The following is a 21,040-nucleotide window of genomic DNA, read 5'->3' on the forward strand; positions in this document are numbered from 1 at the left end:
GACAATATTTTATCAATTATTAGTCAAATAATGAAATATTAAGGATTTGTTATATTTATAAATTTAACATTTTGTTGCTTTTTCAATCCAAATAACAGACTCTTGTTCCCTTTTTTAGTAAAACAACACCTTTTGGCTTTAACCAAAAGGCGTTGCTTACTACGCTACTGATGCTGCCTTTACAAATAAGGACATCTAATCTGCAATTGTTTCCCATTGATTTGCCAGTCAGTTATGGGAAACTACGCGCTAATTCAAAAAATCCAAGCGCAGGGTGGGGAAACTACTTTTGATAATATATTTCATTTATATCTATTAAGTTCAAAATATTTTTAACGGATTTATTGGTTGAAAACTTGTCCGGCGGTGTGTTTTTACAATAGTCAACCAATATATCAATAGATGAAGTCGCTACATGTGTTCTTGTATCCGAAGAGGCATAATATATATATAAGGTACCGTCATTATCTGCTATCCAGCCATTAGAAAAAAGTACATTGCCCACATCTCCGATAAATTCTTTATCCTTCGGGGCCATAAAATATCCCCCCGGTTGATAAACGACTTTGGATATGTCTTTCAGATCTGTCATGAACAGATATAGTACATATCGTAAACCGGCAGCTGTATTGCGGACTCCGTGGGCCAGGTGAAGCCAGCCTTCTTTGGTTTTAATCGGTGATGGCCCCAGGCCGTTTTTTAATTCATATATTGTATGGTAGGCTTTTTGGTTTATGATCGCCTCATTGATTATCTCCGGACGGTTCATGTCTTCTATAAACCCCAGTCCAATGCCCCCTCCGGTACCGGTCTCAATAAAACCGTCCTGGGGTCTGGTGTATATAGCGTATTTTCCCTGTACAAATTCCGGGTGCAGTGTTACGTTTCTTTGCTGCCTGGAGCCCGAGATTAAATCGGGCAGGCGCTCCCATTTTTTTAAATCTTTTGATCTTATGATCCCTGCATTGGCTATTGCTGAAGAGGTGTCCTCCAATGGCGCATCCGGATTTTTTCTTTCTGTACAAAAAATACCGTAAACGAAACCATCTTCATGGGCGGTAAGGCGCATATCGTAGACATTAATATCCGGATCATTTAGTTGTGGCAGCAGTAAAGGCTTTTCCAGGAATTTAAATTTATTTATCCCGTCCGGGCTTTCTGCAAAGGCAAAATAAGACTTCCTGTCGCTGCCTTCAACCCTTACCACAAGCATATACCTGTCGTTCCATTTAATTGCCCCTGCGTTAAATGCAGAATTAACCCCTATTCTTTCCAATCCAAATGGGTTGGACTCAGCATTTAAATCGTACCGCCAGTTAATAGGTACATGCTCAGCTGTTATTACAGGGTGTTCATACCTGGAAAATATCCCGTTACTTTCCGGAATTTCATGATTGGGCTTATTGATGAGTTGATGGTAATGCCTCATAAGCTGCCCGTAATTCCAAATCCGTTTTGTGTTTTTTAGACTTCCTGCTTCCATCCTGTTACATTTGATCATCTAACTTATCCCACCAGAACTTTTTTAGGAGGAATCCACAAACCGCAAAAATCAAAAGTGATATCCATAAGGATGTATATTCTCTAAGGATTAAATATATAGGTATAATTACCAATAGTGTCTGCGCAGTGGTTCCTATAAAAATATTGAACATGTCCATTTTGAACATTTTATTTTTCCTGAAATCCGGATCCTGAGCAAGTACTTTATCTTGTATAGGTTTCCAAAAACCCCATGGTCTTGTTTTTTTATAAAAATCAATAAGCGTGGCTTCTTTAGTAGGCGGCCCCATATAGGTTCCAATTATGCAACCAAGCGTGGTAATTACAAGAAACAGAGGGAACAGATAAAGCTCCAGGGTTTCTTTGAATACTAGTGGGAAAATAATGGCGGGGATCAGGCCTGACAGCATACCCCAAAAATATCCGTAACCGTTAAATCGCCACCAATGCCATTTCAGGGTATTAGAAACTACGTAGCCTCCCCAAAGCGCAGAGACTATCCATTGTAAAACAGAATTTACATCTTCTACATAGAAACCAAGGGCAATACTTATGAGTACAACGAGCAGACCACTCCCGTAATTCATCCATTTTATTTCTTTTGGTTTTGCGTCTTTTTTATATCTTAAATAAACATCATTTACGATATAGGCCTGAGCTGCGTTCAGGGTTCCTGCAAATGTTGACATAAATGCGGCCAGCAGGCCCGCCAATAACAGCCCCATTAAGCCAACAGGCACAAATTTACTTATCGCTGCGGGAAGAATATTTTCAAAATCGATCATTCCTGCACGCTGCAGATCCAGCTGATCATAAAAAAGGATACCCAATATTGCAAAACCACCAATCATCAGATATCTGGTAGGCATAAGTACAATGGAGACAAATCCACTCATTTTAGCCGCTTCTTTCGGCGATTTTGTAGAAAGTATTTTCTGCATATCGTAATTTGGCGCCGGACCTGCAATACTGGCCAGGATACCTTTGAAGACAACAAGCATGAAAAACAATCCAAATAATGTATAGCCGTCGGAGGAAATCTTATCGTTCACCTCAGCAATAAGCCCGGTCCAGTCAATATCCAGTGTCCATCCAAAAAAAGGATCCATCCAGCCCTCAGGAACATTCAGGATATTTGTCCCCATGGCCTGCCAGGCAATAAAAGCTATGGCAAATGAAGAGATGGTCATTATTGAAAACTGCAAAAGATCTGCCCATACAATACCGGACATACCACCAAGAACCGAATAAAATACCGCGAACATGGTAAAAACAGTTCCATAGAAATGCGGGACATATTCTAAGGGCACATCAAAAGGTATATAAGCGCTAACTGCTTCCCATGGGATGAATATTTCGACAAACTTTCCAAGGCCAATAAATCCATAGGCAAGAAACCCCAGGCAGCTTATAATGGCAAAAGCAACGACAACAGTGTGTGATAATCTTCCTCCTTTGCCTTCACCAAACCGGAATAATATCCATTCAGCTCCGGTGGTTACATTAGAGCGGCGCAACCATGCGCTGAGATAAACCATTAGAAATATCTGATTAAAAACCGGCCATAGCCAGGGTATCCAAATGCTTTTTAACCCATACACAAATGTTAGGGTAACCAGCCACATGGTGCCGGAAATATCGAACATCCCCGAGGCATTGGAAAGACCAAGCATATACCAGGGGAGGGATTTACCACCCAGCAAATAATCATCCTTACTCCTTTGCGCCTTTTTACGGAGAATAAGCCCAATGAGCACAGTTGCTAAAAGATATAATAGGATTATTGCAATATCTACTCCCTGAAGCATGTTTTGGTTTTTCTTAAAAAATAAGGGTTAGTCAAACAAACCAGAATTTTTAATAATGTGCGTACTTTTTTGAATATTTATAAAAATAAATAGCCGTCAATTGCCAAATTCTGGGTTAAATCTAAAATATTTGTTAATATTGTTTTGGTATTATTTTATCATATCACTGTATTATAACATCAGATCCGGTAATGAATAATGGAATTATTAAAGAGCATTCATCGTGAGATCACACCTCTTTCCAATGAAGACAGTTTTCTGGTTTTTGACAGGGTAAAAGATTTTTTTGATTATCCGGTGCATTTCCATCCGGAACTGGAATTGAATTTTATATCCAATGGCAAAGGTATTCGCAGGATCGTTGGCGACAGCATTGAAGAAATAGACAATCTAGAACTGGTATTGGTCGGGTCCAATCTTTTTCATGGATGGGAACAGCATCAGTGTATACAGAAAAACATACATGAAATAACAATTCAATTTCACAATGACCTATTTAATTCCGCTTTTCTTGGCCGACGGATTATGAAACCCATAAAGGATTTGTTTGATAAATCTGCCCATGGCATTCTTTTTTCTGAAGAAGTTACCTATGCAATGACTCCCAGATTACTGAAGGTGTCAAAGCTTAGCGGGATTGATTATTTTATGGAACTTTTTTCGATATTATATGATCTGGCAACATCAAGAAATCAGAGGTTGCTATCTACTACTACTATTCATCTTGAAAATTTTGAACATAATAATAAACTTAAGACACTGTATGATTATGTGCAGGAAAATTACCCTTCAAAAATGACCCTCCGGGAGGTTGCGGATATTATGAATATGAGTAGTGTCTCATTTAACAGATTTATTAAGAAACGCACCGGGAAGACATTTGTGGAATATGTTAACGAGGTGCGAATAGGGTATGCTTCCAAGTGGTTAATAGAAAGGGATTTGAGTATATCGGAAATTGCATTTATGTGCGGGTTTAATAGTATTGCTAATTTTAACCGGGTATTCAGAAAAAACAAAGGAAGCACTCCCTCGAAATACCGGCAGGATTTTTCCGGAATTCGAAGAGTATTATAATTTTAATTCTTTTCTTAAAATTGGTATTTTCAAGGGCATAATACTTAAACTAAATTGTCAATTACTTGTACATTTCTACCAAACAGATCTTACTACAAAATAATTGAACTAATTTGATGTAAATTATACTTCAAATAATAATTTAAAGGGGACTAAGAATACAAAAATATACCTTATGCAAATAAAAGAATCACCAACTATGTATGATGCCATTATAGTTGGTTCAGGTGCCGGTGGAGGCATGTCGGCTAAAGTGCTGGCGGATGCCGGTTTGAAAATTGCCGTTGTTGAAGCAGGGCCGTATTTTGATCCCGCTGATCCTGAACAAATGACCCAATTAAAATGGCCGTACGAATCCCCGCGAAGGGGCGCCCGTACCACAAGGGATTTCGGGGAGTTTGACATGGCATACGGGGGCTGGGAAATTGAAGGCGAACCTTACACCCGCGAAGAAGGAACCGAATTTGATTGGTACAGATCGCATATGTTAGGGGGCAGAACCAATCACTGGGGAAGAATTTCACTTCGCTTTGGCCCTAATGATTTCAAACATAAGGATATAGATGGTTTGGGCGAAAACTGGCCCATAGGGTATGAAGACGTAAAACCATATTACGATAAAGTAGATAAGCTCATTGGTGTTTTTGGAACGAATGAAGGACTTCCCAATGATCCTGATGGTTTTTTTCTGCCACCTCCAAAACCGAGACTGCATGAACTTATGTATATTAAAGGTGCAAGGAAATCGAATATTCCGGTTATTCCTTCCAGAATGTCCATGCTTACAAAAAAGATAAACAATGATCGCGGGGTGTGTTTTTATTGTGGCCAATGTTCCCGGTCCTGCCAGGTTTATGCTGATTTTTCCGCTGGTTCATGTTTGATATTTCCGGCACAAAAAAGTGGAGGCCAGGTAGATCTGTATGTTAATTCCGTTGTGCGCGAAGTAACTACCAATGAAGAAGGAAAAGCAACCGGGGTTTCCTATATCAGTAAAGATGATCGCAAAGAGTATCAGCTAAGAGGTAAGGTTGTGGTGTTAGCTGCTTCTGCTTGCAGTTCTGCACGGATACTTCTTAATTCAAAAAGCAAACAGCACCCAAATGGACTTGGAAATAGCAGCAATGTTGTGGGAAAATATCTTCATGACTCTACAGGCAGCAGCCGGGCAGGATTTATCCCCGGCCTCATGAATCGTAAAGTGTACAATGAAGATGGAGTAGGTGGCATGCATGTTTATACACCCTGGTGGCTGGATAATAAGAACCTGGATTTTCCCCGGGGTTACCATATAGAAGTCTGGGGAGGAATGGGCATGCCTAATTATGGATTTGGATTTAATCCGAATGATTTCAATAAATTTTTTGGTTTACCAACCGGAGGATATGGGGATAGTTTGCGCAATGATGTTAAAAAATATTATGGCTCCGTCCTTGGTTTCGGAGGCCGGGGCGAAGCAGTTGCAAGAGAAGACAACTATTGTGAAATAGATCCAACAACGGTGGACCAGTTTGGAATCCCGGTACTCCGGTTCAACTATAAATGGTCAGATTTTGAAAGAAATCAGGCCAGGCATATGCAGTCCACTTTTGAAGAATTGATTCACAATATGGGTGGCGAAGTTCTCGGCGATACGCCTTCAAAGGACGAGGACTACGGACTTCTGGCCCCGGGCAGAATTATACATGAGGTAGGTACTACCAGAATGGGTGATGATCCAAAAAAGTCCGTCGTAAATAAATTTCAACAATTGCACGATGTAAATAATGTTTTTATAACTGATGCCGGCCCTTTTGTCTCGCAGGGAGATAAGAACTGCACCTGGACTATCCTGGCATTGTCATGGCGTGCATCAGACTATATCGTAGAACAATTAAAACAGCAAAATATCTAAAAATGGATAGGAGGAAGAGTATTAAATCAATCTTACTAGGAACCGTAGCCGGCGGTTTGGTTGTTCATGGTTGCAAACCCGAGGCAGCAAGTACTGAAGAATTGGCAGCGGTAAAATCTGATGGCAACCACTTTGGGCGAACACCGGAGGAGAAAGAACTTATAGAGAAGTTAAATTCTGAACAGTTTTTTAATGAACATGAATTAGCTACCATTGCGGTACTTGCTAATCTTATAATGCCGCCTAATGATAAATTTGGCGGTGCTACAGATGCGGGGGTCCCGGAATTTATTGAATTTATGGCTAAAGATGTCCCTGATTTGCAGACAAATTTACGCGGTGGGCTTATGTGGCTCGATCATAAAAGCAATACTGAGTTTGGTACGGAATTTAAATCGGCTGCGGAGGAGCAGCAAAAACAAATACTCGATACAATTGCATTCTATGATCCGGAAATCCCCATGAATGAACATCCTCTGGAGATACAGTTTTTTTCTTTAATGCGCAATCTTACACTTACAGGATACTACACCTCCAAAATTGGAATTGAGGACCTGGGATATAAAGGGAATATGCCAAATGTATGGGATGGCGTACCGGAAGATGTCCTTGAACAACACGGTTTGGCTTATGATGAGGAATGGCTTGCCAAATGTGTAGATCAGAGTAAGCGTGGTATAATCGCAGAGTGGGATGATGAAGGAAATTTATTGACTTAATTAAATTGAAATAAAATGAATACAAAAATTAATTTTAGAATTCTGGGAATACTGGTTTTATGTTGTTTGTTTGGGACCTATCAGGTTGTTTCACAGGAAGTTGGACTGCAATTGTACAGCCTGAGGAATCAGTTTAAGACCGATGTTGAAGGAACCCTTAAACTTGTTAACGACTGGGGAATAACCAAAATAGAAGGTGGAGGCAGTTATGGTCTTCCAATGGACGAATATAAAAAATTACTAAAGGCTAATGATCTCGAAATGGTGAGTGTAGGTGCGGGATATGAAGACTTACAGAATGACATTGAGAAGGTGGTTGAAAACGCCAAAACATTTGGTGCTAAATATGTGATGTGTGCATGGATACCACATGAGGGAAATACCTTCGACATTGCGAAAACTAAGGAGGCCACGGCAATTTTTAATAAGGCAGGGAAACGCCTTAAGGAAGAAGGTATAACCCTGGCCTACCACGCCCATGGATATGAATTCCGGCCTTATGAAAGTGGAACATTGTTCGATTATATGGCTGAAAACGCTACCGATTTTGCTTTTGAAATGGATGTTTATTGGGTGCATCACGGAGGTGCTGATCCTCTTGCGATTATGAACCGCTATCCTGATAAAATTGTCTTGCTCCATCTCAAGGATATGGAACATGGCGTAAAAGGTAACGATACGGGGCATGAAGATGTGGAGACCAATGTGGTCCTGGGAACAGGCCAGGTGGATATAGCCGGAGTGGTTAAACGCGCAAAGCAACTTGGGGTGGTTGAATATATGTTTATTGAAGATGAGTGCTCCAGGGTCGTGGAGCAGGTGCCTCAAAGCCTAAAATTTCTTGAAAGCCTTTGAAGACTTCTATTAGAACCGTCATTTGGTGTTCTTTTTTCTTGGTATTCCTAACAAGCTGTAAGGAAAAAGAAATAAAACACAAGCCCCAAATGAGGCCTAATATTATCTGGTTGGTTGCAGAGGATCAATCGCCAGGTTTTTTTCCAATGTATGGTGATAGCACCATATCACTGCCTAGTATAGAATCAATTTCATTAGATGGGGTTGTTTTTGACAATGCCTTTTCACCCGTACCTGTTTGTGCTCCTGCAAGAAGCGCCATAATTACCGGGATGTATCCAACTACATTGGGCACTCATAATATGCGTACCTATAATGCATATTCCACCGAGAATCAGCCGGAGATAGGAATTCCAAGTTATTCACCTATAGTCCCGGATGGAGTTAAAATGTTTACAGAATACCTTCGTAAAGAGGGGTATTACTGCACCAATAACGCCAAGGAGGATTACAATTTCAAAGCTCCCGAATCTGCCTGGGATGAAAGCAGCAAGGATGCTCATTGGCGTAATCGGCCAAAGGATGCTCCTTTTTTCTCGGTTTTTAACTTCAATGTTTGTCATGAATCAGGTATTTGGAGACAGGGGAAAGAAGAGTTATATGTCTCTCCGGATTCCGTAAAGGTCCCACCTTATTTTCCGGATAACGAAGTCATTCGACATGACCTGGCCGTTAATTATTCGAACCTAAAACGCCTGGATGATCAAATAGGTGAAATCATAGATCAACTAAAAGAAGATGGGCTCTATGAAAACAGTATAATCTTCTTTTACGGAGATCATGGGGGACCTTTCCCGAGGCATAAACGGGCTCTTTATGATACCGGTCTTAAAGTGCCATTGGTCATTAAATTCCAGAACAATTTAAAGAAGGGTACTTACGATGACCGACTTTTTAGCTTCGTCGATTTTGCCCCTACTTTACTTTCGTGGGCAGGTATAGCCCCTCCTAAAGTTATGCAGGGGAAAGCACAATTCGGAATGTACGCAGATAGTGCGAAAAGCAATTATATCTTTGCTTCCTCCGATAGGTTTGATGAAATGTATGATAGATTACGCGCAGTTCGTTCCCGGAGATTTAAGTATATAAGAAATTATAATGTAGAAATCTCAAATGCCCTGGCTGTTAACTACCGGGAGCAAATGCCTATGATGCAAAATATGATGGCATTGGAGGCGTCGGGAAAATTGGATTCGATTCCTTCATTGTGGTTCAGGACTCCAAAGCCCGAAGAGGAATTATATGATTTGCAAAATGACCCTTTTGAATTAGTTAATCTTTCAGGTCAAATAAAATTCAAGGATACCTTAGTTCGCTTAAGAAGGACCTTGGATAGTTGGATGGAGGAAACCAATGATAAAGGTAGGGTTCCGGAAAAAGAGTTAATATCCAATTGGCTTCCCAATGGTAAACCACCGAAGTTAAAACCACTTCAAATGGAAGAGCGCGATAACAGGATTAATCTGATCTCAGGAAGATATGATGCCACCATTATCTGGAAAGAACCCGGAGACAAAACCTGGCATATTTATTCCAAACCTTTGGATAATGAATTATCATTTGCAGCAAAGGCTGTTCGCATTGGTTATGAAGATAGCGATGAATTACTGTACGGTATGGAATAATTTCTAGTTCAGCTTGTTAAACAGCAGCAGTCGAAAATCTATAACTTCTTCTCCTGTTATTTCTGTTGCGCCGAGTTTAAGTTGTCCTTTGCCTTTTTTTAATTTTATGACGCCCATGGAAACAGGTTTAAAATCTTTTATATAGGATTCAATTCTTGGAATTCTGTCATTTTCCATGCCCTGAAGGGGTGGATCATGAAAGGCTGTAATTGTTTTGCTAAGCTTGCCGGTGCCAAACTCAAGAAATAAGGTAGATCCCACGTTTTTTTCTGCACAGCTGTAGTACATAATAACTTCATAATCGCCGTCTGACAAAACTTCTATATCCCAGCTTATGGTGTCTTCAATACTTTTCCAGTTTGTAAAAAAAGAACAGTTTGGATATTTGTTACTGCGCTCAATAGCGCCATGTGCTATTCCATCCCGGGCAGGCAGTTGGGTTGTTTTAAACTCCGGGTGGCCAATTGTAAACGGTCTGCTATCGGTTGAAGGTTCCGGAATATCCTGCAACCAATTCTTCCTGGCGTTTAAGAGCGAAGTATATACTTCAGGATAATTTTTAGCAACATCTTTGGTCTGGCCACGATCTGAGGGGATATGATATAGTCTGTTTTCATGATCCAAACGAAATTCCGCCGATCTGACACTGGTTTTTCCATTCCAGTGGTTGTAAATAAATCGGGATTCCATAGATGGATTATCTTCAAAAATCAGGGACTCTATATTGATCCCATCCAGGGGTTTTTGAGTTTTTACTTCAATATCGGCCAGAGCGGCCAGCGTAGGCAGGATGTCAATTGTACTAACAACCTGACTTATTTTTTTGAATGCGGGGATGGTGTTTTTCCAGCTAATAAACAAGGGGCTGCGAACTCCGCCTTCGTCAGTGGAGCCTTTTCTGCCCCGCATTCCATCATTCCACCGCCATCCGTTGGGGCCATTGTCTGAGAGATATACTACAATGGTATTTTCTTCTAACTCCAATTCCCGGAGCTTTTTTAGAATCCTGCCAACATTATGATCAATATTCTCTACCATGGCAAGTGCGGCCTTTGTAAACGTAATGTCTTCAAGAGTGGTATCCTTATGCTTTTTTGTCAATTCCCTGGCCTCAAATTTGTTCCAATATCTATCCGGAACCTGCATGGGGCTATGGGGCGTATTATAGGGCAGGTAAAGTAAAAATGGCTTGTCCTTATTCCTGGTGATAAAATCCAGGCCCTTAACCGTGAGATCATCTGGTAAAAATCCGTTTCCTCTTACCAGTTTGCCATTATGCTCAATAAGAGGGTCAAAATAATTACCCCAATGCCCCGAAGCAAAACCATAAAAATCATCAAATCCCCTTGAATTTGGATGATAGGGTGGTTGCATACCATTGTGCCATTTTCCATAGGCAGCTGTTTGGTATCCGGCTTTTTTAAATAACTCTGCAAGGGTGGTTTCGTCAAGGTTCAACCTTTCACCACCTGCGGAAGTTGCATAGACTCCCAGCCTTTGGAATTGCCTTCCACAGAGTAACTCGGCCCTGGTAGGAGAACATACAGGCTGAACATAAAAGTTTTCAAAGTAGGCTCCGGTTTTTGCAAGTTGATCCAGATTTGGGGTTTCTAAATTCGAATTCCCATTGAAACTTAGATCTCCCCAACCCTGATCGTCGGTTACTATGAGCACAATATTTGGTCTTTTGGTAGCTTTTGCAGGGTCTTTCTTGTCGACACAGCCAAAGAGCAGCATGGAAAACAGGAATACGGTAAAAAACTTCATTTATTCAGATTTTATAGCCACACCTACCATGGAGTCCGCCGTTCCGTAGTATAATATCCATTTCTTTTTGTAATAAACCAGGCCTTCAATAAACGTAGTTCCCGCTTTGTATTGTCCGGTAGTTTCGTGCGGAAGGTCCGGACAAATAAAGGGTTCCTCAAGCCTTTTGATAAGGCGGGCAGGGTCTTTAAGGTCAAACAAGGCCTGGCCTCCGCAATAAGTGCCTTCAGCCACTTTTTGACTGGCACCTTCACCACTGAGGTTTTTGCCGTTGTAAAGCAGGAGTATTCCATCCGTTGTATACAAGGCGGGAGGTCCCGGTTCTGTTAAATGACTGTCAAATTCTCCAATAGTAGGTTTAAATACATGTAATAATTCACCTTTATGATCTAAATAGGGTTCCCAATCCAGACCGTTATCAGACTGTGCCAAATTCACAAATAACTCTCCCCAATACATTAGATATTTGCCGTTTACTTTTTTAGCGATTAATCTACCATCTTTAAATTCCGTGACCATGGAACCCGATTTACTCCAGGTAGTATTGAATTTTCCTTTTTGAAAACTTTCAAAAACTGGTCCGTGTTTTTTCCAATTTCTCAGATCTTTAGAGGAGGCACTGGAAAGTCTGGCAATATCTTTATTCCAGCTGGTATACAACATAATATAAGTACCATCCGGCATTTCAACTACTCTTGGATCTTCCACACCTCCTGGATAGTCCCATTGCTGAAAACCATCTTCCATTGGATATAAAACGGGCTTTGGATATTTTGTAAAATTCAGGCCATCCGTACTAAAGGCTAGTCCAATTCGTGAAGTTCTTCCGCCCAGGATAGCATCCGGATTATCCTCGGCCCTGAAGAGCATAAAAACGGTATCATTTCTTACAATGGCTCCAGGGTTAAAAACGTCTGCTTTCTGCCAATTTACCATCTTTTTTTCCATCGGACACTTGAACAAATAAGTCGAATCTGCAGTCATTATTGGATTTTGCTCGGGTTTCTCAAAACCTGACAACCATTCAGACTGACCCCAAAGATTCCCCAATGGAATAAATATGAAACACAGGAAAACTATATAATTTTTCATTGCTATAGATTTTGATTACTAAAAGCCCGGAAGGGCGAATGCCTTTCTCAAAAAGCCTGTTGATTTTGATGCCTGCCTTGCTGTTATGGCATGCGTATTTGCAAGGCCCAACTATATTTTCGTTCTCGTAAGTTACACCTTTATTCAATCATAATTCAATTTTATTTTTAAACCCTTTATGCCTGATCTGAACCTGTTTTTTTAGTTTCTGAAAAAGCTATAATAACTACAAAATATAGAAATAGGTTATGAGAGGTGTATGTGTTTTTAATTTTATCTAACTTCGTTGTATAACCATTCAAAATCTACAAACACTATTGAAATACATCATATTTTTTTGTTTGCTAATTATATTATCTGCTTGCAGGGAAAAAGCGGTAAAAGAGAATTCCATAGATGCCGCATTAGATTCGGTAAAGGTTTCGGATTCCCCGGTAAAAACTAAAATTATTCCAAAAGAAGACATGCAAAAGCCCCTTACGGACCTGGCTGATACTACTTTTGTACGATTGGCCGATTACAGCGATGATTTTGAATATGACCTTAGATATGCTACGGAAAATAACTTTTTAAAAGCCAAAGTATACGAATGTGCGGAATGTTATACACGTGTAAAGACAGCTAAAGCCCTGATTAAGGCAAACGATGCATTTAGGTTGAAGGGATTGAAAATAAAGTTTTATGATTGCTACAGGCCTAATTCTGTGCAATACAAGATGTGGAAGATTGTGCCCAACCCGCAGTATGTGGCAAACCCTGTTAAAGGTTCTATTCACAATAAAGGAGGAGCCGTAGACATTACGCTGGTTACAGCCAGCGGGGAAGAACTGGATATGGGAACCGATTTTGACTACTTTGGTAAAAGGGCATATCATGATAATTTGGACTTGCCGGAAGAAATCCTAAACAACAGAAGGATTTTAAAAGAAACTATGGAGAAATACGGCTTTTGGTCTATCAGGACAGAGTGGTGGCATTATAACCTTTCCAGTGCTTCGAATGATCGTATAGCAGATTTTAAATGGGAATGTAAATATTGAATTTAAATAATGATAAATCAAATGAAAAACAAACAAAAGAATTGGTCCATACATGCTTTTTTAATTGCTTTTTTTCTGATGTATTGTGGCTATTCTCAGGACACGATTTTACACCTATGGCCGTCAGACGGAGTTCCTAATCGAATAGAAAGTGCTGAAAGGGAGATACTTGAGCAGGGGGCTATTAAAAGAATCAGTTTTGTTCAATATCCTCAATTAGAGGTGTATTTGCCATCCGAAGCAAATAGTACGGGTAAGGCAATGTTAATTTTTCCCGGAGGCGGGTATCATATTCTGGCATATGATTGGGAAGGCAGTGATATTGCCAAATATTTGAATTCTAAAGGAATAGCCGGGATAGTTGTAAAATATAGGCTGCCTATTTCAAAATCCCTGGAAAACAATCAAATTGTACCATTGCAGGATGCCCAAAGGGCTATGAGGCTTACCCGGTATATGGCAAAAACCTGGAGCATTAGTGCCGAAAAGATAGGTGTTATCGGATTTTCTGCAGGCGGACATCTGGCAGCAACACTTGGGACCCATTTTAACGATGAGGTATATAAATATGTTGATGGGGCTGATTTGTTAAGTGCCAGACCCGATTTTATGGCCCTGGTATACCCGGTTATTTCCTTTTCTGATCCTTCAACGCATAGCGGATCCAAAAAAGCCCTTCTGGGGGATGAACCGGATGCTGCAAGTGTTACCTATTTTTCAAACGAACTCCAGGTTTCAGAAAATACGCCTCCTACAATTCTTTTCCATGCCGCAGACGATAAAGCGGTTCCCCCGCAGAACAGTCTGTTATTTTTTAAGGCTTTAAATCAAAAAGGAGTACCGGCAGAACTCCATATTTATCCTGAAGGCGGGCACGGCTTCTCATTGGCTACAAAGGATCAGAGTCTCAGCAGGTGGACTCAGCATTTGTATGAATGGACGCTCCAGTTTTAGGCCATAAAATTTGTATCACTTAAATTGGTCCGGATGCGGATGCACGTATGGGCTGCGATAAGGTCTTTGCAAAAGTTTAGTCGCTTCTGGATCATTTACCACCACCAATTTTTCAGGATCATAGACCAGGGGTCTTTTTAAATCCATAGACATATTTGCCAGTATACAACTTGCTGTTGAAATGTGGCCATCCAATATATCTGCAACCGGTTTTGTGCCTTTATCTATAGCAGCCAGAAAATCGAGCATATGCAACCTGGTAGCAGGGGCAGCATTAAGTTCTATATTCTTTTCCGTTAAGTCTTCCGGATATTTCTCTTTTTCATATACCACATCCATGTGTATTGGTTTGCCATCTCCGTATGGAACAAAATCGTATTGCATGGTGCTCCCTGAAAGAGTTCCTTTTTCCCCAAATAATTTAAATGACCATGGGTATTCAGGATCACTGGGAGTTCCCCAGCTTCTGTGCTGCCAGATGCAATTTAGTTCTTCATATTCAAAAATTGCAGATTGCGTGTCCGCGATATTGGATTTACCCTCCTTTTGCACATAAATACCCCCGGCAGAAGTTATTCGGTTAGGCCAATCCAGGGCGAGCATCCATCTTACTGTATCTAGCATATGAACGCACATATCGCCCATAATTCCATTCCCGTATTCCATAAAGGTCCGCCACCATCTTTTGTGCGGCAAACCATCATAGGGTCGCAACGGAGCTGGTCCGGTCCACATGTCATAATCCAGAAAATCAGGAACGTCCTGTAGCGGAGGATTGCCGTTTGCCCGCATATGGAAATAGCAGCACATCTCAACATGAGAAATTTTTCCAAGCATTCCCGTGTCTACTATATTTTTTTTGGCATGTATGAGGTGTGGGGTGCTTTTACGCTGCGTTCCCACTTGTACAACTCTGTTATATTTACGCGCAGCGGCTACCATAGCTTCTCCTTCTATTACATCTACGCTAATTGGTTTTTGTACGTAAACATGGGCACCGGCCTTAAGCGCGTCTATACATTGCAGGGCATGCCAGTGATCTGGTGAACCTATCAACACAATTTCGAGACCCTCTTTGTCCAGCATTTCACGGTAATCGGAATATTTTTTTGGTTTTTTACCTGACCTTTGACGCTGGGATACAAGATTAGCGGTATCTTCTACGAAGTTGCGATCAACATCGCATATTGCTATGACTTCTACATTAGCCACCTGTATGAGCTTAAAAAGATCGCTGCTGCCATACCAACCTGCACCAATAAGGCCTACGCGCCATGGTTTGTCTCTGTGCATTAGTTCAAAACCATAAGTCCCAAATGAAGATAGCACCGCAGCTGCTGTAGCGCCTTTAAGAAAATTTCTCCTGTTAATGTTGAATGTTTTAGATTCCATGTAGTTATGTTCAATTAATATCCTGGTTTTTGTAGATCATCTAAATATACCGAAAAATAATTTTGTTACGCTTTAATGCATTTAAGAATCTGCCGCTTATTATTAAGGTCCGTAATAAAAAACAGATATAAATTACCGCCTTCCTTTATCTTATGTTTTTTTCTTATTTCAGCCACTGATACCGGGAAGTTGCGTATTGTAATATTTGCTTTTTCGAACTGCAGTGCCGCTAAGGACTTCTTATTGTATGGATGCGTTGAAAGTATTTTGAATATTCTTCCGGGAAAATTTACCTTTTTATGGGAAGTATACAAATGCGTATGTTCGTGCAACTTTTTTAAATGGAATTGTTTTCCAATGGCTTTAAAAGCCCCGGCCTTTAAAATAGCGGCGTTAGGCTCATACAAGTATTTTAATGGAATGGAAAGTACAGACTGGATTGAATTTTCATCAGATCGCTTAAAAATAAAAACCTCATCACCTGAATCCTTTAAATTGATAGTTTTTATCAAAGGTTCTGCATGATTTGTATTCCTGATAATCCACAAAACTTCTTTAACCTCATTATTAACCGCAACTATATGGATCTCCCCCACACTTTTCAATTCTTTGAGCCCGCTGGCAATATCCAATAGGGGGGAAGTCTTCAGGAGTATGCCCTTTGATTTTTCCTTAAGAAGATCTAAATACTGTGTAACGTCCGGGGTACAATCTGATAATTTAAATACTTTTCCCTTAGATTCATCTCTTCTGGAAGGATCTATATAAATCCAGTCGAAAATCCCATCAAATTTTTTTAAATATTCAATTCCGTCTGTATTTACAACTTCAATAGCTGATGCGCCCAGTATATGTAAATTATGGGTGGTTATTTGAGCTAGTTCCTTATTAATTTCACAAAGTGTAACATTGGCTATGCGCTGACCAAAAAAATAGCTATCAACCCCAAATCCACCGGTTACATCCAGGAGCGATTTTCCGCCTATCAGATTCGCTTTATAGAAGGCAGTTTTTTCCGATGAAGATTGTTCAATATTTACCTTGGGTGGGTAGTATATCTCATTAGTTTTAAACCATGTTGGAAGCTTGACGGCACATCTTTTTTTGCCTTCTATCTGTTGTGCGAGTTCTTTGGAGGAAATTGCATCAAATTTGCTTTTCTTAAGCAATACTGACAGGATGTCAGTATTCAAATTATTATTTATATATTCCTGAACACCAGTTTTTAAGACTTCTTTATTCAAAGTAAAGCTATATATTTTTTGTCAAAGACTTCACTATCTTATTTTCAGCAAAAAACTCTTTTAAAATTACCTTAATAACGGTATATCCGGGAACTGCAATGATCATTCCCGTGACCCCGAATAACAAACCGCCAATGATGATGATGAGGAAAATTTCCAGGGGATGAGATTTAACACTATTGGAAAAAATAAAGGGTTGTGAGAAAAAATTATCAACCAATTGCCCGATTGTAAAACCAATCATTACAAAGACGGTTTTAGGCAAAATTACAGTGCTGAAATCGGCCCCTAAATTACTGGTCATGGTTAACAATACCATTAAAAAAGCACTGATAACCGGTCCCAGATAAGGGATAAGATTTAAAAGGGCGCAAAGAAAAGCTATCACTACGGGATTCTGTATCCCAAAGATTAAAAGCACTGCAGTGTATATGATGAATAAAATTGAAATCTGAAGAACCAATCCTCCAAAATATCTCGATAAAAGCAATTTTATAGTATGCATGGATTTTTTTAACCTGGCTTCCTTGTCATCAGGTATTAAGACCATTAAATTTTCCTGCAGCAGTTTGCTGTCCTTAAGGTAGAAAAAGGCTATGAAAAGAACGGAAAACAGGCCAATACTTAAGCTTCCCAATAAACTCACCACGGAATTTAAAAATTCCGGAATAACACCAAAATTGATCCTGGAAAATATCTTGGATTCACTAAGCTGCCTCCTAATGTCAACACTCGTAATTCCAAAATAGTTAGTTACTTCATGGTAAAGGTTTTCAAGATTTTGTTGTAATGCATCAATATTCAGCAAAGAAAGGTTGTGCCCTTGCTTTATTAACAGGGGTATGAACATGGAAACTACTCCAATTACAATCCCCAAAAAAAGTACCATGGTTACAATTACGGATAGCTTGTTTCTCATCTTCAAGCGCGTTCTGAGGAATACCACCACAGGCCGCCCGATTAATGAAATAATTACCGCTATAGTTATATAGATCAAAAGTGTGCTGATTTTAAAAAAGAAATAACAGACAAGCAGTACCGCGGTAATAACAGCAACTGCTCTCAATATTCCATCAGCAATCATCTTTGAATTCATAGTTTAATTTTTAAATGCATAATCGATTATATTAGCACCCATTTGCAAGGCTTTAAGGCGCACTTCTTCTGAATCATTATGTACTTCAGGATCTTCCCAGCCATCACCTAAATCAGACTCATAGGTAAATAAAAGTAAAAGTCTGTTTTCATGAAAAATCCCCAGAGCCTGCGGCCTTTTACCATCATGTTCATGAATTTTAGGCAAGCCGTTGGGAAATTTGTATCGCGATTTAAAAATTGCATGGTCAGCCCCAATCTCCAGGAGTTCCTTATCTGGAAAAACTTTAAGTAGTTCTTTTTTTAAATAGGGCTCCATTCCGTAATTGTCGTCAATATGCAAAAAACCTCCGGAAAGCAGGTAGGTCCTTAAATTATTTGCTTCATCCTGGTTAAAAAAAACATTTCCATGACCCGTCATATGTAAAAAGGGGTACTGGAATATTTCCGGATTTTCCAACTCTACAGTTAAGGGTCTGGGTTCAATTTCCGTATTAATATTTTCGTTGCAGAAACGGATAAGATTAGGTAGTGCAGTGGGGTTAGCATACCAGTCGCCACCACCCTTATATTTTAAGATTGCAATTTCCTGTGAATTAACGTTTAACATCCACAATACGGCAAATAAAAGGGGAATTAATTTCATACAAGAGTGTCAATTATCACGTTTCTAAAGATACTATATTCACCATAAAAAAGTTCAATTCAAAAAAATTTCCATCACACTACTTAAAATTCAGACCCTAAATTTTAATACTAAGTGGGGCACTATGATTAAGAAAAAGGACGAACACGCTTTAAGATCCGCTATTTATCAATTCTACGGCCGTGGCGGCAACAATAGCAGCAGTTTCCGTTCTAAGGCGGGCTTCTCCAAGTGTGATAGGCAAAAACCCCTTTTCGTATGACTCTTTTATCTCTTTTTTGGTGAAATCACCCTCCGGTCCTATTAAAATAGTGACATCCTTATCTGCAGTGATACAGCGTTTTAAGTTGAATTTCTCCTCATCCTCACAATGGCCGATAAATAACAGTTCTTTATGGTCCTGTACAATAAATTCTGCAAATGAAACAGGCTCATTTAATTTCGGAAGGTAGGTCCTCAATGATTGTTTCATGGCAGACATAATTACTTTTTGCAGCCGCTCCATTTTAAGGGTTTTACGTTCGGACCGATCACATAGGATAGGAGTTATTTCATGCACACCAATTTCAGTGACTTTTTCAAGAAACCATTCAAATCGGTCTGCGCTTTTCGTAGGGGCAACTGCCAGGTGGAGCCTGTACATTTTTGGGTGCCTTTTTTCTGTTGCGATAATTGATGCTTTACACTGCGTACTATTGGCAATTAGTATTTCAGCCGTAAATAAATGGCCCCTCCCGTTAGTGATATGAAGTTTATCTCCTTCTTTTTTGCGCAGGACTTTTACAATGTGTTTGCTCTCTATTTTATCAAATGAGAATAAGTTGTCGCCATCATTCAGCGCTGGGTTGTAGAATAGCTGCATAGTTTTTTCAGGAAAAATATGTTAATAAATATTCAATTTACGCATTGCGTGTTCTAATCCGAGCTCGATCCATTGTTGCAGCTGTTCCTCCGTTTTAAAACCTTCCTCAGAAACATAAATAAACTCCTTTAAAGGCTTTTTGGTGAAATCCATGGGCCGGACATGATTTTTAGAAAGTACGTCATTCATTTTATCAGCAGGGACCCTAACCATCAGATCATTTTTTATAATACCAACCGTCATCTTACCTTTATACAAAAAGGCCAGGCCTCCAAACATTTTCTTTTCCTGGAAATCTTCAAGTGTAGATTTTGGGAATAGTTTCAGTGCAAGTTGAATACGACTCGCCAATTCCTCGTTATAGGCCATTAATAATTCAGTATTGGTTAAATAACATACCTTGCCTTAGCGGCAATGCGTTCATCGCTAAAATCCCCGTCAATATACTTTAAATAGCCCACAATACCAATCATTGCTGCATTATCAGTGCAGTATTCAAATTTTGGAATATAGGTATTCCAGCCGTATTTCGCTTCACTATCTTTTAAAGCCTCTCGTATTCCCGAATTAGCCGAAACACCACCTCCTATAGCTATTTCTTTTATCCCGGTTTGCTCTGAAGCCTTCTTTAGCTTGTCCATCAATATGTTGATAATTGTACTTTGTATGGATGCACAAATATCATTTAAATTCTGTTTTATAAAATTCGGGTTTTTACGTGTTTCCTTTTGGACAAAATACAAGATGCTGGTCTTTAAGCCACTAAAACTAAAATTTAATCCGGAGACTTTGGGTTTTGGAAAGGGAAAGGCAGCCGGATTTCCTTTTGCAGCATACTTATCAACAAAAGGCCCGCCTGGATAGGGCAGCCCCAGAATTTTTGCACTCTTATCGAACGCCTCTCCAACTGCATCATCAAGGGTTTCACCCAGGATCTCCATATCAAAAAAATCATTAACCAAAACTATCTGCGTATGGCCACCACTAATGGTTAAAGCCAAAAATGGGAAGGAGGGTGCTTTTTTGTCATTTTCTTTTATAAAATGCGCTAAAATGTGCGCCTGCATATGATTTACCTCTATTAATGGTATGTTTAGACCTAAAGAAAGTGATTTTGCAAATGAAGTCCCAACAAGTAAAGAACCTAAAAGTCCGGGTCCACGCGTAAATGCTATGGCTGATACTAGTTTTTTGTCGATATTTGCTTTGGCTAACGCTTGGTGTACAACCGGAACAATATTTTGTTGGTGTGCTCTTGATGCAAGTTCCGGAACAACGCCTCCGTATGCCTCGTGAATTTTTTGTGTAGCAACAACGTTACTGAGCATCTTGTCATTATGCATAACAGCCGCCGATGTATCATCACAAGAAGATTCAATAGCCAGAATATAAATATTTTGTTTATCGATCATGTTTTGGAACAAAAATTGGTAGCACAAAGGTAAAACATAATAGCCCTATCAAAAA

At 39.7% G+C, this 21,040-nt stretch carries 18 protein-coding genes; 7 read left to right on the forward strand and 11 right to left on the reverse strand.

Annotated elements, in window-relative coordinates; genetic code table 11:
• Positions 1-283: 283 nt before the first annotated feature.
• A complete protein-coding gene (locus G504_RS0117105; RefSeq protein WP_169336926.1) occupies positions 284-1,483 on the reverse strand; it encodes a glycoside hydrolase family 130 protein in 1,200 nt (399 codons plus the stop codon).
• A 4-nt stretch (positions 1,484-1,487) separates the two neighbouring features.
• The gene (locus G504_RS0117110) at positions 1,488-3,311 is read right to left on the reverse strand and encodes a sodium:solute symporter family protein (RefSeq protein WP_019671421.1); all 1,824 of its coding nucleotides are present in this window, start codon (positions 3,309-3,311) and stop codon (positions 1,488-1,490) included.
• A gap of 198 nt (positions 3,312-3,509) precedes the next feature.
• On the opposite strand from G504_RS0117110, the gene G504_RS0117115 reads away from it, so the two are divergent.
• The 5 genes from G504_RS0117115 to G504_RS0117135 all read left to right on the forward strand — a co-directional run bounded on the left by G504_RS0117115 (position 3,510) and on the right by G504_RS0117135 (position 9,481).
• Positions 3,510-4,388, forward strand: a complete 879-nt coding sequence (locus G504_RS0117115) for a helix-turn-helix domain-containing protein (protein WP_019671422.1) — start codon at positions 3,510-3,512, stop codon at positions 4,386-4,388.
• Positions 4,389-4,563: 175 nt separating this feature from the next.
• Positions 4,564-6,282 (forward strand): GMC oxidoreductase, encoded by a 1,719-nt coding sequence (locus G504_RS0117120; protein WP_019671423.1) that lies wholly within the window; start codon positions 4,564-4,566, stop codon positions 6,280-6,282.
• A gap of 2 nt (positions 6,283-6,284) precedes the next feature.
• Positions 6,285-7,001, forward strand: a complete 717-nt coding sequence (locus tag G504_RS0117125; RefSeq protein ID WP_019671424.1) for a gluconate 2-dehydrogenase subunit 3 family protein — start codon at positions 6,285-6,287, stop codon at positions 6,999-7,001.
• A gap of 15 nt (positions 7,002-7,016) precedes the next feature.
• Positions 7,017-7,856, forward strand: coding sequence for a sugar phosphate isomerase/epimerase family protein (locus G504_RS0117130; protein WP_019671425.1), 840 nt, complete (start codon positions 7,017-7,019; stop codon positions 7,854-7,856).
• An 89-nt stretch (positions 7,857-7,945) separates the two neighbouring features.
• Positions 7,946-9,481: a sulfatase family protein gene (locus G504_RS0117135; protein ID WP_157473493.1), complete on the forward strand. Its 1,536-nt coding sequence runs from the start codon at positions 7,946-7,948 to the stop codon at positions 9,479-9,481.
• A 3-nt stretch (positions 9,482-9,484) separates the two neighbouring features.
• On the opposite strand, the gene G504_RS0117140 is transcribed toward G504_RS0117135, so the two are convergent.
• Both G504_RS0117140 and G504_RS0117145 read right to left on the reverse strand, forming a co-directional pair.
• Positions 9,485-11,248, reverse strand: coding sequence for an arylsulfatase (locus tag G504_RS0117140; RefSeq protein ID WP_026348664.1), 1,764 nt, complete (start codon positions 11,246-11,248; stop codon positions 9,485-9,487).
• Complete coding sequence (locus tag G504_RS0117145; protein WP_019671428.1) at positions 11,249-12,340, reverse strand: glycoside hydrolase family 130 protein; 1,092 nt, start codon at positions 12,338-12,340, stop codon at positions 11,249-11,251.
• Positions 12,341-12,681: 341 nt separating this feature from the next.
• On the opposite strand from G504_RS0117145, the gene G504_RS0117150 reads away from it, so the two are divergent.
• Positions 12,682-13,380, forward strand: a complete 699-nt coding sequence (locus G504_RS0117150; protein WP_019671429.1) for a M15 family metallopeptidase — start codon at positions 12,682-12,684, stop codon at positions 13,378-13,380.
• A 21-nt stretch (positions 13,381-13,401) separates the two neighbouring features.
• Positions 13,402-14,334: an alpha/beta hydrolase gene (locus G504_RS0117155; protein ID WP_240473062.1), complete on the forward strand. Its 933-nt coding sequence runs from the start codon at positions 13,402-13,404 to the stop codon at positions 14,332-14,334.
• A 15-nt stretch (positions 14,335-14,349) separates the two neighbouring features.
• On the opposite strand, the gene G504_RS0117160 is transcribed toward G504_RS0117155, so the two are convergent.
• The 7 genes from G504_RS0117160 to tsaD all read right to left on the reverse strand — a co-directional run bounded on the left by G504_RS0117160 (position 14,350) and on the right by tsaD (position 20,985).
• A complete protein-coding gene (locus G504_RS0117160) occupies positions 14,350-15,726 on the reverse strand; it encodes a Gfo/Idh/MocA family oxidoreductase (protein WP_019671431.1) in 1,377 nt (458 codons plus the stop codon).
• Between the two features lie 65 nt (positions 15,727-15,791).
• Complete coding sequence (locus tag G504_RS0117165; RefSeq protein WP_019671432.1) at positions 15,792-16,970, reverse strand: class I SAM-dependent methyltransferase; 1,179 nt, start codon at positions 16,968-16,970, stop codon at positions 15,792-15,794.
• A gap of 7 nt (positions 16,971-16,977) precedes the next feature.
• Positions 16,978-18,066 (reverse strand): AI-2E family transporter, encoded by a 1,089-nt coding sequence (locus G504_RS0117170; protein WP_026348666.1) that lies wholly within the window; start codon positions 18,064-18,066, stop codon positions 16,978-16,980.
• 3 nt (positions 18,067-18,069) lie between these two features.
• Entirely contained in the window at positions 18,070-18,711 is a 642-nt protein-coding gene (locus G504_RS0117175) for a DUF4159 domain-containing protein (protein WP_019671434.1), read from the reverse strand.
• Between the two features lie 151 nt (positions 18,712-18,862).
• Entirely contained in the window at positions 18,863-19,573 is a 711-nt protein-coding gene (locus G504_RS0117180; protein ID WP_019671435.1) for a 16S rRNA (uracil(1498)-N(3))-methyltransferase, read from the reverse strand.
• Positions 19,574-19,594: 21 nt separating this feature from the next.
• Positions 19,595-19,942: a TfoX/Sxy family protein gene (locus tag G504_RS0117185; protein ID WP_019671436.1), complete on the reverse strand. Its 348-nt coding sequence runs from the start codon at positions 19,940-19,942 to the stop codon at positions 19,595-19,597.
• Between the two features lie 17 nt (positions 19,943-19,959).
• Entirely contained in the window at positions 19,960-20,985 is a 1,026-nt protein-coding gene (gene tsaD, locus G504_RS0117190; RefSeq protein WP_019671437.1) for a tRNA (adenosine(37)-N6)-threonylcarbamoyltransferase complex transferase subunit TsaD, read from the reverse strand.
• Positions 20,986-21,040: the final 55 nt, after the last annotated feature.

The sequence above is a fragment of the Eudoraea adriatica DSM 19308 genome (assembly GCF_000382125.1).
In the GTDB taxonomy this organism is placed as follows: Bacteria; Bacteroidota; Bacteroidia; order Flavobacteriales; family Flavobacteriaceae; genus Eudoraea; species Eudoraea adriatica.

Coding starts and splice junctions, on each gene's coding strand:
- G504_RS0117160 (WP_019671431.1), bottom strand. CDS start 15,726: ATGGAATCTAAAACATTCAACATTAACAGGAGAAATTTTCTTAAAGGC.
- G504_RS0117155 (WP_240473062.1), top strand. CDS start 13,402: ATGAAAAACAAACAAAAGAATTGGTCCATACATGCTTTTTTAATTGCT.
- G504_RS0117115 (WP_019671422.1), top strand. CDS start 3,510: ATGGAATTATTAAAGAGCATTCATCGTGAGATCACACCTCTTTCCAAT.
- G504_RS0117145 (WP_019671428.1), bottom strand. CDS start 12,340: ATGAAAAATTATATAGTTTTCCTGTGTTTCATATTTATTCCATTGGGG.
- G504_RS0117175 (WP_019671434.1), bottom strand. CDS start 18,711: ATGAAATTAATTCCCCTTTTATTTGCCGTATTGTGGATGTTAAACGTT.
- G504_RS0117110 (WP_019671421.1), bottom strand. CDS start 3,311: ATGCTTCAGGGAGTAGATATTGCAATAATCCTATTATATCTTTTAGCA.
- G504_RS0117170 (WP_026348666.1), bottom strand. CDS start 18,066: ATGAATTCAAAGATGATTGCTGATGGAATATTGAGAGCAGTTGCTGTT.
- G504_RS0117140 (WP_026348664.1), bottom strand. CDS start 11,248: ATGAAGTTTTTTACCGTATTCCTGTTTTCCATGCTGCTCTTTGGCTGT.
- tsaD (WP_019671437.1), bottom strand. CDS start 20,985: ATGATCGATAAACAAAATATTTATATTCTGGCTATTGAATCTTCTTGT.
- G504_RS0117135 (WP_157473493.1), top strand. CDS start 7,946: ATGAGGCCTAATATTATCTGGTTGGTTGCAGAGGATCAATCGCCAGGT.
- G504_RS0117105 (WP_169336926.1), bottom strand. CDS start 1,483: ATGGAAGCAGGAAGTCTAAAAAACACAAAACGGATTTGGAATTACGGG.
- G504_RS0117130 (WP_019671425.1), top strand. CDS start 7,017: ATGAATACAAAAATTAATTTTAGAATTCTGGGAATACTGGTTTTATGT.
- G504_RS0117185 (WP_019671436.1), bottom strand. CDS start 19,942: ATGGCCTATAACGAGGAATTGGCGAGTCGTATTCAACTTGCACTGAAA.
- G504_RS0117180 (WP_019671435.1), bottom strand. CDS start 19,573: ATGCAGCTATTCTACAACCCAGCGCTGAATGATGGCGACAACTTATTC.
- G504_RS0117120 (WP_019671423.1), top strand. CDS start 4,564: ATGCAAATAAAAGAATCACCAACTATGTATGATGCCATTATAGTTGGT.
- G504_RS0117125 (WP_019671424.1), top strand. CDS start 6,285: ATGGATAGGAGGAAGAGTATTAAATCAATCTTACTAGGAACCGTAGCC.